This is a genomic window from Rhodoferax sp. ZS1R25 (genome assembly GCF_056521335.1).
Genome location: NZ_JBWMAZ010000002.1, coordinates 283403 through 294101, shown reverse-complemented (window position 1 = coordinate 294101; position 10699 = coordinate 283403). Strand labels below are relative to the sequence as shown.

Below are 10699 nucleotides of genomic sequence, written 5' to 3'. Positions count from 1 at the left end.
GGCCTTACAAGACCGCTGCGCAAGCGCTACAGCGACAGTTCAAGCATTTGGCGGTACTCATCCGCGGTCGCAATGCGGGGGTTGGTTTTGTGGCAGTGGTCGGCCAGGGCGCCGGTGATGATCTGGTCAAACTGCGTGGGCGACACCCCCATCTCCGCCAGACCGGTGGGCAGGCCCAGGCGGGCATTCATGTCCTTGATGGCCTCGCCAATGTCACTGGCCGAATCCAGACCCATGGCGTGGGCCATGCGTTGCAAGCGCTTGTCCTTTTGCACCGATTCGGCCTGCGCATTGAAAGCCACCACGGCGGGCAGAAACATGGCGTTGAGGGTGCCGTGGTGCAGGCGCGGGTCCACACCGCCCAGACTGTGGCTCAGGGAATGCACGCAGCCCAAGCCTTTCTGGAACGCCATAGCGCCCTGCATGCTGGCGCTCATGAGGTTGGTGCGGGCTTCCACGTCGCTGCCGTTGAGCGTGGCGCGGGCAATGTGGGCCCAGGCGCGCTCTAGCCCGTCCAGCGCAATGCCGTCGGCCGGCGGGTTGAAGGACGGGGCCATGAAGGTTTCCATGCAGTGCGCAATCGCGTCCATGCCGGTGGCGGCGGTCAGTTTGGGCGGCAAGCCCAGGGTCAGTTCGGGATCGCAAATGGCGGTCTTGGGCACCAGGTGCCAGCTGTGAAAACCCAGCTTGCGGTGGTCGTCCACGATGAGGATGGCACCGCGCGCCACCTCGCTACCGGTGCCACTGGTGGTGGGCACGGCAATGATGGGCGCGACGCGTTCGGTAATGCGCACCGAGCCGCCTTCGATGGTGGCGTAGTGGGTCAGCGGGCCTTCGTGGGTGGCCGCAATGGCCACACCTTTGGCGCAGTCAATGGCAGAGCCGCCGCCCACGGCAATCAAGCCGTCGCAGCCCTGGGTTTTGTACATCGCCGCCGCGGCACGAACTGCAGCTTCAGTGGGGTTGGAGGGCGTCTGGTCAAACACCGCCACGGTCAGGCCGGTCAGGGCGTCCAGCGCCTTTTGCAGAATGCCGGCAGCCTTCACGCCCGGGTCGGTCACGATCAGCGGGCGGGTGATGCCCACACGCTCGCACTCCTGTTTGAGCAGGCGCACGGCGCCGCATTCAAACTGAATCTGGGTCACGTAGTAGATGAAGGCCATGGTGCTAGACGTGTAGGATTGAAAAAAGCCAATGTACCAAGAAGCATCCCATCCATGAGTCACCACCATGACCGCCGCGGCAATCCGCGCAGCCTGCTCACCCCCGCCATGCGCGGGGTGCTGGACCGCATCGCCCGGGCCGGTCACGCCCCCATGCACATGCTGAGCGCCCAGCAAGCCCGCACCGCCTATGCCGCCGGGGCCGACGTGCTGGAGCTACCGACCCAGAAACTGCACCGTGTAGAGGACTTCAAGGTGACCGCGCGCGACGGCTACCCCATCCCCGTGCGCCATTACGCGCCCAGCGGGACCGGACTGCCCGTGCTGATTTATTTTCACGGCGGCGGCTTTACCGTGGGCAGCGTGGCCACGCACGACGGCCTGTGCCGCCGCCTGGCGCACCTGGCGGGGTGCGCGGTGCTGTCGGTGGACTACCGGTTGGCGCCCGAATTCAAATTCCCAACCGCGCATAACGACGCATGGGACCTGGTGCAGTGGGTGGTCCAAGAGGGCAAAGACCGAGGTCTGGATACGACCCGCATTGCGCTAGGCGGCGACAGTGCTGGCGGCACGCTAGCTGCAGCCTGCGCCATCGAGGCGCGCAACGCCGGCCTGCCGCTAGCCCTGCAACTGTTGTTTTACCCGGGTTGTGCTGGCCACCAGGACACGCTCTCCCACAGCATCTTTGCCAGCGGCTTTTTGCTTGAAGAGCGGCAGATCAGTTTCTTTTTTGAACACTACATCCGCAGTGCCGCAGACCGGGACGACTGGCGTTTCGCCCCATTGGACGGCAAGGGACCTGATGGAAACGAGGTGGACCTGGGGGGCGTGGCACCCGCCTGGGTGGGCTTGGCCGAGTGCGACCCACTGGTAGACGAGGGTGTGGCCTATGCCGATCGCCTGCGCCTGGCCGGTGTGGCTGTGGACCTGGAGATTTACCGCGGTGTGGTGCACGAGTTCATCAAGATGGGCCGCGCCATCCCCGAAGCCGCCACCGCCCACGCCGATGCAGCGCGCGCGCTGCGCAACGCATTTGGCCTTTGAATACTTAGAGACACCCGCATGACCTTGCAACGTTCTGATTTCTGTTTTTTTCACCGCCTGCGCGTGCGCTGGGCCGAGGTGGACATGCAGCACATCGTCTTCAACGCCCACTACCTGATGTACCTGGACACGGCCATGGGTGACTACTGGCGCGCTCTGGCTCTGCCGTACCAGGAGAGCATGGTGCTGCTGGGTGGCGACATGTATGTCAAAAAGTCCGCGCTGGAGTACCACGCCTCGGCCCGCTACGACGACACGCTGCACATCGGCCTGCGCTGCGCACGGGTGGGCAATTCGTCCATGGTGTTTGAAGGCGGCATTTTCCGGGGCGACACGCTGTTGGTGTCCGGCGAGCTGCTGTACGTGTTTGCCGACCCCGCCAGCCAGACCTCGCGCCCGGTACCGGATCCTTTGCGCCAGGTGTTTGCCCAGTTTGAAGCGCGCCAACCGGTAACGCACACCGCCGTCGGCAATTGGGCAGACTGGGGCACAAAGATCACCCCGCTGCGCCGTGCGGTGTTCGTCGATGAGCAGGCGATTTCAGAAGTGCTGGTGTGGGATGAGGCCGATGCTGGCGCCGTGCATGCGGTGGTGCACAACGCCTTGGGCCAAGTGGTGGCCAGTGGCCGCATGGTGGTGCAAGCGCCCGGCGTGGCGCGCATAGGCCGCATGGCCACGCACCAGATGCTGCGGGGAGGGGGCCTGGGCCTGCTGGTACTGCGCGCCTTGGTACAGGCCGCGCGCCAGCGGGGTGACACCGAGATCATGCTGCACGCGCAGTGCAGTGCCGAGGGCTTCTATCTACCTGAAGGCTTTGCGCGACGGGGGGACGTATTCACTGAAGCGGGCATTGCCCACCAGGAAATGGCGCTGTCGCTGAGCGCCTAGAAGCCCAAAGACGCCAGCAAGTCGTCCACATCGTCCTGCTTGAGGGCGTTTTCTGCGGTTTGCGGACCTTCCAGCACATGGTTGTCCACGGTTACCGGTTCGTTGCTTTCCGGCTTGGCCACGGCAACGGTCCCCTCGGGCGAGCTGTCGATCAGCAGCTGCACCATCTGCATCTCGGTGCGGGTGATGATGTCGATGACCTTTTTGATCACCTGCCCCGACAAATCCTGAAAGTCCTGCGACATCATGATGTCGCTGAGTACGGCCCCCTGGCCATCGGCAAACTTGGCGGTACTTTGCGCAAACTTGCCGCACACCACCATCAGTCCACGGGCTTTCTCCACCGTCATGTCGGGCGCCGCGGCCAGTCGAGCGAGGGATTCGCTCAGTTCCACACCGCGGGTGGCCAGGTCGTCGCATGCAGGTTTGGCGGTTTCGACCAGGGTCAGCACCTTGTTGGCCGCGTCTTCGGTCATTTTTCCTACATGGGCCAGCCGGTCACGGGCGTTGGGAATCTCTTGGACTACGTCGTGCAACTGGCTGCCGCCAATCACCGCCAAGGCTTCGTGCATCTCGCGCGTGATGGCCCCCAAACGGGCAAAAGCGTCTTCTTTTGATAGCGGCGTTGACATAAGCTGATCCAATTCCTTCCCGGCTTGTACACGTGTTACGGCATGTTACGGCGTCTCAATTATGAGTCCACCTAGAGCCCTGGCAACGGTCACGCCGCAAATATCTGAGGCCTATGCTCCGCCTCTCTTCAAATGTCTTCCAGCAAAGGATAGGGCAGGGGCAGCACCTGCAAATCCACCGCGCCCGCATGCAGTCCGCCTGCCTGGATGGCAGACAGCTGCAAGGACACGATGGCATGCACCTCACCCTGAGGGGAAGGCGCGGCCTGGACCACGGTGCCCACGGGCTGTTCGTCATCTCCGGGCGCAAAGATTTCTTGCCCTGCGGCCACGGGACCACTGGCCTGCACTACAAACGCACGGCGCTTGAGCGTGCCGCGGAACTGGCTGCGGGCCACGACCTCTTGGCCGGGGTAGCAGCCTTTCTTGAAACTCACCCCGCCCACGGACTCGTAGTTCAGCATTTGCGGCACAAAGGCTTCAAATACAGGCTGGCTGAGGGTAGCCACACCGCTGCGTACCTCGCTCCAGAGCCAGGTGTCCAGCGCCAGGGCATCGCCCTGCGGGGCTGGGGCGTCCACCGGCGCCACCCAGAGCTGGCGGGAGGTGCCGTCCGCCGGGTAGAGGTTGACCACCGCTTCCGTGCCAAAGTCGGCCTTAGCCCACATGGAACCTGCGCCAGCAGCTATATCTTTGATAGCATTTCCGGCCAGACCGTAGAGGACAAAGCGCTCACTGGCATCGCTCAGGCGGGCCTTGGCGCGCATGACAAACATGGACAGACGCTTGAGCGTGGGCGCCAGCAGGTCCTTGCTGCACACCAGCAAGATGTCTCCGCCAGGGCGCTTGAAGCCAATGAAACTGGCCTGCATGCGGCCCTTGGCGGAGCAGAACGCAGCCAGCCTAGCACTGTTCAGGTCGAGCAAGGCAAAGTCATGCGTGAGCTGGCCATGGATGAATTTGGCGGCGTCTTCGCCTTCGATCTGGATCACGCCCAGGTGGTCCAGGCGGGCCACGCCATGCAGGGTGGGCAAAGAGGCGGCGGGAAGGGTCTCGGTGTTCATGGGCTGAATTATCATTCCCCCTCTTATGACTGACGGGAAGTAGGGCTGTGCGCTTTTTCATTGTTGTGGTGTGCGTCGCCGTACTGGGGCTGTTGGGGGCGGGATACGCTTGGGTCCAGTCGCCGCTGGACATTCCCGGGACCTCGGTCGACCTGTCCATTGAGCCCGGCTCCAGCGCCCGCGAAGTGGCGGTGGATGTGGCCCAGGCCGGCGTGCGGGTTCAGCCAGTCTTGCTGTATTGGTGGTTTCGTCTCTCGGGCAAGGCACGCAACATCAAAGCAGGCAGCTACGAGCTGCCTGCTGGCACCACGCCACGCAGCCTGTTGCAAAAGCTGGTGCAGGGCGATGAAGCCCTGCGCAGCGTGACCCTGGTGGAAGGTTGGACCTTCAAGCAGGTGCGCGAGGCCCTGCGCAAGGCAGACCAGCTCAAACCCAATAGCGGGTCTCTGAGCCCTGCCGAGATCATGGAGCAGTTGGGCCGTCCCGGTGTCCACCCTGAGGGCCGGTTCTTCCCCGATACCTATACCTATTCCAAAGGCTCCGGTGACCTGGCGGTACTGCTGCGGGCCCTGCATGCCATGGACAAAAAGCTGGATGCGGCCTGGTCGCAGCGCAATCCCAAATCGCCGCTGCAGACACCAGACCAAGCCCTGGTACTGGCCAGCATCGTGGAAAAAGAAACCGGCAAAGCCAGCGACCAGGCCCTGATCTCTGCCGTGTTCAACAACCGCCTGGTCATTGGCATGCGCCTGCAGACCGACCCCACCGTCATCTACGGCCTGGGCGATGCCTTTGACGGCAATTTGCGACGTGTCGATCTGCAGAACGACACCCCTTACAACACTTACACCCGGACCGGCCTGCCTCCCACACCCATCTCCATGCCCGGCAAGGCAGCCTTGTTGGCGGCCGTGCAACCGGCTCCCAGCAAGGCCTTGTACTTTGTGGCGCGGGGCGATGGCACCAGCCAGTTCAGCAACTCACTGGACGAGCACAATAGGGCGGTCGACAAATACCAGCGCGGCCAATGAACGCACACTCAGGGACGGCATGAGCGGACTTTTCATCAGTTTTGAAGGCATCGACGGGGCGGGAAAATCCACCCATATCGACGCCACAGCCAAGGCATTCCAGGCGCAGGGCAGGGTGGTCACCCTGACGCGGGAGCCCGGCGGCACGCCGCTGGCCGAGCGGCTGCGCCAGATGGTGCTCAATGACAGCATGGACGCCATGACCGAAGCCTTGCTGGTGTTTGCGGCCCGGCGCGACCACGTACAGCAGGTGATTGTTCCCGCTTTGGCGCGCGGCGATGTGGTGCTGTGCGACCGGTTTTCCGATGCCACTTTTGCCTACCAAGGTGGTGGGCGTGGTTTTGACTGGCAAGTGCTGCAAGTGCTGGAGCAATGGGTGCAGGGATCAGGCTTGGGCCCAGACCAAGCCTTGGTCAAACCCGATGTGACCGTGTGGTTTGACTTACCGCCATCGGTGGCAGCCACGCGCCTGGCCGGAGCCCGCATTCCTGACAAGTTCGAATCCCAGCCCATCGCCTTTTTCGAAAACGTGGCGGCCGGTTACGCCCGTCGCCAGGCCGAAGACCCGCAACGCTTTGCCCGCATCAACGCCCACCAAACACCAGACGCGGTGTGGCGCGATGTGCAGGCGGCCTTGCGCCTGGCAGGGCACTTGCACGCATGACCGAAACACTGCCCACGGTGGCCGCCCCCTGGATCCAGGCGCAAACCACGTTGTTGCTGGCACAACGCGGCCATGCCTGGCTACTGCAGGGCCCCTCGGGTTTGGGCCAATACAGCCTGGCGCTGGCGCTGGCCCGGGCGTGGTTATGCGAACATGCCACGCCCGCCGGTGCCTGCGGCCAATGCGGCAGTTGCCACGCCATTGACGTGCGCACCCATGCCGACCTCTGCATGCTGATGCCCGAGACCACCATGCTGGAGCTCGGATGGCCCCTGAGCGAAAAGGCGCAGAGCGAGATTGACGACAAGAAACGCAAGGCCAGCAAGGAAATCCGGGTCGACGCCATGCGCGACGCCGTGGAGTTTGCCCAGCGCACCAGTGCCCGGGGCCGCGGCAAAGTGGTTGTGGTGTTCCCTGCGGAAAACATGAACACCATCACCGCGAATGCTTTGCTTAAGACACTGGAAGAACCGGCCGGTGATGTGAAATTTTTGCTGGCCAGCGAGTCTGCCCACCAGTTGCTGCCCACCATCCGCAGCCGATGCATTGGCCACACCATGGTCTGGCCGGATACTGAGCAGGCCGAGGCCTGGTTGCGCAGCATGGATATCCCCGCCAACCAGGTCGATGGTTTGCTGCAGGCCACCGGTGGCCGGCCCGAAGATGCGCTGCTGTTTGCCCAGTCGGGTCGGGACCCTGGCAACTGGGCGGCGTTTCCCAAAGCCATGGCGCGCGGTGATGTCTTTGCGGTCAAGGAATGGACAGCACCCCAGGTGATTGACGCCCAGCACAAGCTTTGCCACGACCTGATGGCGGTGCAAGCTGGGGCGACGCCGCGCTTTTTCCCAATCAAAGAAATCACAGGTTTGAGTGCGTCTGCCGCCGCGTTGGCGGCCTGGAGCAAGGCCTTGTCACAGGCCATGAGGTCCATGGACCACCCCTTCAATGCCGGGCTCATGCTGGAAGCGCTTGTCGGACAAGCCCAAACCACTCTAAACTCGGGCCATTAGTACACCACCATGAGCGCTACACCTTCCGCCACCGCCCGCCCCAGCGTCATCCAGCTTTCGATCAAGGAGAAGGCGGCGCTGTATGCGGCCTACATCCCCATGTTCACCGAGGGCGGCGTGTTCATTCCCACCACCCGGGAATACGCTTTGGGCGACGACGTGTATGTGCTGCTGTCGTTGCCTGATGACGTGCAGCGTTACCCCGTGGCTGGCAAAGTGGCGTGGGTCACCCCACCCAAAGCCTCTGGTGGCCGCACACAAGGCGTTGGCATCCTGTTTCCCAAAGACGAAAAGTCACACGCGCTCAAGCTCAAGATCGAAGAAATTCTGGGTGCCCACATGGCATCCGAGCGTCCCACGCAAACGGTCTAGCGCTGAGGCGCTTGCACAGTTGCCCTTGGCTCACGCCCCTGCGGCGGCCATGATGGATACTTCACCATGTTCACCGACTCTCACTGCCACCTGACTTACCCAGACTTGGCCGCCTCTTGGCCGGCCATCCGCGACGCCATGGCCGCAGCCCAAGTGGACCGCGCCTTGTGCATTTGCACCACGCTGGAGGAGTTTGGCGACGTACACCGCATGGCCATGGACAACGCCCACATATGGGCCAGCGCAGGCGTACACCCAGATAACGAAGGTGTGACGGAGCCCTCCTTGGATGATTTGCTGCGATTGGGTGCCTTGCCCAAAGTGGTAGCCATTGGTGAAACCGGCTTGGACTATTACCGCTTGGGCGAGCGCACCGTGGCTGACATGGAATGGCAGCGCGAACGTTTTCGGGTGCATATCCGTGCCGCCCGCCAGCTTCACAAGCCCCTGGTCATCCACACCCGCAGTGCGTCTGAGGACACCTTGGCCATTTTGCGGGAAGAGGGTGAAGATGGAAGTACAGGCAGCGCCGGCGGTGTTTTTCACTGCTTCACCGAAGACCAGGCGGTCGCGCAGGCCGCATTGGACCAGGGTTTCTACATTTCTTTCTCCGGCATCCTCACTTTCAAAAGTGCCCAGGACATCCGCGATGTGGCTGCCATGGTCCCCATGGACCGCCTCTTGATAGAAACCGACAGCCCCTATCTGGCGCCTGTGCCGTACCGCGGCAAGACCAATAACCCATCCTACGTGCCATATGTGGCCAAACAGTTGGCCGAGATCAAGGGCTGCCCCGTGGAAGAAATGGCCCAGATTTCCAGTGCCAATTTCACGACCTTGTTCAAACCCACATGAGGCCAACACATATGAAGTATTTGTTTAAGTTAGGGCTTTATCTATTTGTTTTTATTGGATTTTCTGTATCTCACGCAGGCTCCTATGAAGACTTTTTCCAAGCCATTGTTCGGGACAATGCAGAGGGTGTCACCAAGCTGCTGGCCCGAGGTTTTGATCCCAACACCGTGAACCCCAAAGGCGTGCCGGGGTTGTTGATCGCCTTGCAGGAGCCATCACCCAAGGTGGCCGCCGTCCTGCTGGACCACCCGGACCTTGAGGTGGAGGTACGAACTCCCCAAGATGAGAGTCCATTGATGCTGGCAGCGCTACGTGGTTACACCGAGCTGTGCGCCAAGCTGATCGAGCGTGATGCCGACGTCAACAAACCCGGCTGGGCACCATTGCATTACGCCGCAACCAACAGCCATATCGAGATCATGCAGCTGCTGCTGGACAACCATGCCTATATAGACGCCGCGTCGCCCAATGGATCGACGCCGCTCATGATGGCGGCCATGTACGGAAACGCCTCGGCGGTCAAGATGCTATTGGAAGCCGGAGCGGATCCGACACTGAAGAACGGCATCGGCCTGACGGCAATCGACTTTGCCAACCGGGTGAAGAAAGCAGAGTCTGTGGAGATTCTTGCAGCCTTTATCAGGGCAAGACGGGCCAAGGGCAGCTGGTAAACACGTGTGCAGCTCTGGCACTGTAATGTCATATTTACTTCATACGATGTATATTATGTTAATAAATATATCGACAGAGAAAAACCTTTAGCGCACTGTAAATGACACCGTGGGCACACTGGCATCTGCAAACGAGGCTCCCAACGCCAACTCGCCTTTGCCATGCAGGACGCATTCCTCGCGCCGTAGCAACACGTCAGCACCACCAGCATCAGAAAAGCGCACCCAGCTGCCGTAGCTGCTGACGTCCACCAGGATCACGCTGCCGTTGCGCCATTCCAGGCGGGCGTGCGTACGTGAAACGCGGGGGTCATTCACTACAAACTCTACGTTCTTGACGCGCCCGATATGTGCAGGCAGCTCAAACGACTTGAACGTCTTCTTGACATCCATCCACTGCAATTCCACCTCGCGACCCAAGGCATCAGGCGCATTGAGAAGATCGACTGGATCCAGTTGGGCTTGCATGGTGAGGAAGTCTGAGGGCTCTTCCTCGCGCCACTCGATCTGGTGCACATTGCAAGGCTCGGCTCGGCCGCGGATATGGATGGGGCCCAGCATGCGAAAGTTGGTGCCACGCACCTCACTCACTGTATCTAGTGTGCTCGCCGCAGCCCAGATCTGATGGGGGCCGCACAGATCGCACAAGCGGGCGGCCACGTTGACGGCATCACCATAACAATCCCCAGCCACCATTTCCACCTCACCGGTGGACAGCCCAATGCGAATAGGCAAACGAATGTCCGTAGGCAGGCGCATGGTCCGTTTGTGGTGCAGTCGTTGAATTTCCACGGCTGCGGCCACCGCACTTTGGTTATCTGAAAAAATAACCATCACACCATCGCCGAGTGTCTTGATCAGACGCCCGCCATGCCGTGTGCATTGCTGGGTGATCCAAGTGGTGATTTGGGTAACGGTTTCCGTGGCACGGGCGTTGCCCAATGCCTCAAACACAGCCGTGCTGCCATGCAAGTCTGTGAATACAACGGTCGCTTGAACACCCATTCCCAATTGTTCCGGTTCTTTGTGGTGCCTGAGTTTAGGGCATAGCGGGCATATTGAGAATGAACAAAGTCAGACATCCCCATAGAACAGGAAATAGCCCGACTTCGCCGCTCAAATAGGAGTCTTCACCATCTAGAAAGCCAACTAAGCTGTCACAAAGTCGACATGCCACGCTGTCAACATTTCACTTTGAGAAAGCCATTCCCATTGGCCCCCTGTTGTATCTGCCGCAAAACGCGAGTCTGTCCCTATTGTGGATGGCATTGCCTTTGCTTAAGGTAGCTGGCGAGTAACTCAAAA

General features: G+C 61.3%; 12 protein-coding genes. 8 read left to right on the top strand and 4 right to left on the bottom strand.

Annotation, left to right across the window (positions count from 1 at the left end):
* Nucleotides 1–26: 26 nt before the first annotated feature.
* The gene (locus AC097R_RS12260; RefSeq protein WP_479598383.1) at nucleotides 27–1163 is read right to left on the bottom strand and encodes an iron-containing alcohol dehydrogenase; all 1137 of its coding nucleotides are present in this window, start codon (nucleotides 1161–1163) and stop codon (nucleotides 27–29) included.
* 54 nt (nucleotides 1164–1217) lie between these two features.
* Between AC097R_RS12260 and AC097R_RS12255 the strand changes: the two genes are divergently transcribed.
* Nucleotides 1218–2207, top strand: coding sequence for an alpha/beta hydrolase (locus AC097R_RS12255; RefSeq protein WP_479598382.1), 990 nt, complete (start codon nucleotides 1218–1220; stop codon nucleotides 2205–2207).
* 24 nt (nucleotides 2208–2231) lie between these two features.
* Nucleotides 2232–3095: a YbgC/FadM family acyl-CoA thioesterase gene (locus AC097R_RS12250; RefSeq protein ID WP_479599545.1), complete on the top strand. Its 864-nt coding sequence runs from the start codon at nucleotides 2232–2234 to the stop codon at nucleotides 3093–3095.
* Here AC097R_RS12250 and AC097R_RS12245 read toward each other — a convergent pair.
* Nucleotides 3092–3727, bottom strand: coding sequence for a protein phosphatase CheZ (locus AC097R_RS12245; protein WP_479598381.1), 636 nt, complete (start codon nucleotides 3725–3727; stop codon nucleotides 3092–3094). The genes AC097R_RS12250 and AC097R_RS12245 overlap by 4 nt on opposite strands.
* 128 nt (nucleotides 3728–3855) lie before the next feature.
* On the bottom strand, nucleotides 3856–4791 hold the full coding sequence (gene ygfZ, locus AC097R_RS12240) for a CAF17-like 4Fe-4S cluster assembly/insertion protein YgfZ (protein WP_479598380.1): 936 nt from the start codon (nucleotides 4789–4791) through the stop codon (nucleotides 3856–3858).
* A gap of 47 nt (nucleotides 4792–4838) precedes the next feature.
* On the opposite strand from ygfZ, the gene mltG reads away from it, so the two are divergent.
* The 6 genes from mltG to AC097R_RS12210 all read left to right on the top strand — a co-directional run bounded on the left by mltG (nucleotide 4839) and on the right by AC097R_RS12210 (nucleotide 9394).
* Nucleotides 4839–5822 (top strand): endolytic transglycosylase MltG, encoded by a 984-nt coding sequence (gene mltG / locus AC097R_RS12235; protein WP_479598379.1) that lies wholly within the window; start codon nucleotides 4839–4841, stop codon nucleotides 5820–5822.
* Between the two features lie 19 nt (nucleotides 5823–5841).
* The gene (gene tmk / locus AC097R_RS12230; protein WP_479598378.1) at nucleotides 5842–6486 is read left to right on the top strand and encodes a dTMP kinase; all 645 of its coding nucleotides are present in this window, start codon (nucleotides 5842–5844) and stop codon (nucleotides 6484–6486) included.
* On the top strand, nucleotides 6483–7496 hold the full coding sequence (locus AC097R_RS12225) for a DNA polymerase III subunit delta' (RefSeq protein ID WP_479598377.1): 1014 nt from the start codon (nucleotides 6483–6485) through the stop codon (nucleotides 7494–7496). The genes tmk and AC097R_RS12225 overlap by 4 nt, the downstream gene beginning before the upstream one ends.
* 9 nt (nucleotides 7497–7505) lie before the next feature.
* A complete protein-coding gene (locus AC097R_RS12220) occupies nucleotides 7506–7868 on the top strand; it encodes a PilZ domain-containing protein (RefSeq protein ID WP_310339106.1) in 363 nt (120 codons plus the stop codon).
* Between the two features lie 66 nt (nucleotides 7869–7934).
* Nucleotides 7935–8723, top strand: coding sequence for a TatD family hydrolase (locus AC097R_RS12215; RefSeq protein ID WP_479598376.1), 789 nt, complete (start codon nucleotides 7935–7937; stop codon nucleotides 8721–8723).
* Between the two features lie 11 nt (nucleotides 8724–8734).
* Nucleotides 8735–9394 carry an ankyrin repeat domain-containing protein gene (locus AC097R_RS12210; RefSeq protein WP_479598375.1) on the top strand — a complete coding sequence of 220 codons (660 nt, stop codon included), beginning with the start codon at nucleotides 8735–8737 and terminating at the stop codon, nucleotides 9392–9394.
* Between the two features lie 87 nt (nucleotides 9395–9481).
* On the opposite strand, the gene AC097R_RS12205 is transcribed toward AC097R_RS12210, so the two are convergent.
* A complete protein-coding gene (locus AC097R_RS12205; protein WP_479598374.1) occupies nucleotides 9482–10399 on the bottom strand; it encodes an adenylate/guanylate cyclase domain-containing protein in 918 nt (305 codons plus the stop codon).
* Between the last annotated feature and the right edge of the window lie 300 nt (nucleotides 10400–10699).

Bases quoted from the DNA above. Each gene is read 5' to 3' on its own strand.
- AC097R_RS12260 (WP_479598383.1), bottom strand. From the start codon at position 1,163: ATGGCCTTCATCTACTACGTGACCCAGATTCAGTTTGAATGCGGCGCC.
- AC097R_RS12255 (WP_479598382.1), top strand. From the start codon at position 1,218: ATGAGTCACCACCATGACCGCCGCGGCAATCCGCGCAGCCTGCTCACC.
- AC097R_RS12245 (WP_479598381.1), bottom strand. From the start codon at position 3,727: ATGTCAACGCCGCTATCAAAAGAAGACGCTTTTGCCCGTTTGGGGGCC.
- ygfZ (WP_479598380.1), bottom strand. From the start codon at position 4,791: ATGAACACCGAGACCCTTCCCGCCGCCTCTTTGCCCACCCTGCATGGC.
- tmk (WP_479598378.1), top strand. From the start codon at position 5,842: ATGAGCGGACTTTTCATCAGTTTTGAAGGCATCGACGGGGCGGGAAAA.
- AC097R_RS12225 (WP_479598377.1), top strand. From the start codon at position 6,483: ATGACCGAAACACTGCCCACGGTGGCCGCCCCCTGGATCCAGGCGCAA.
- AC097R_RS12220 (WP_310339106.1), top strand. From the start codon at position 7,506: ATGAGCGCTACACCTTCCGCCACCGCCCGCCCCAGCGTCATCCAGCTT.
- AC097R_RS12215 (WP_479598376.1), top strand. From the start codon at position 7,935: ATGTTCACCGACTCTCACTGCCACCTGACTTACCCAGACTTGGCCGCC.
- AC097R_RS12210 (WP_479598375.1), top strand. From the start codon at position 8,735: ATGAAGTATTTGTTTAAGTTAGGGCTTTATCTATTTGTTTTTATTGGA.
- AC097R_RS12205 (WP_479598374.1), bottom strand. From the start codon at position 10,399: ATGGGTGTTCAAGCGACCGTTGTATTCACAGACTTGCATGGCAGCACG.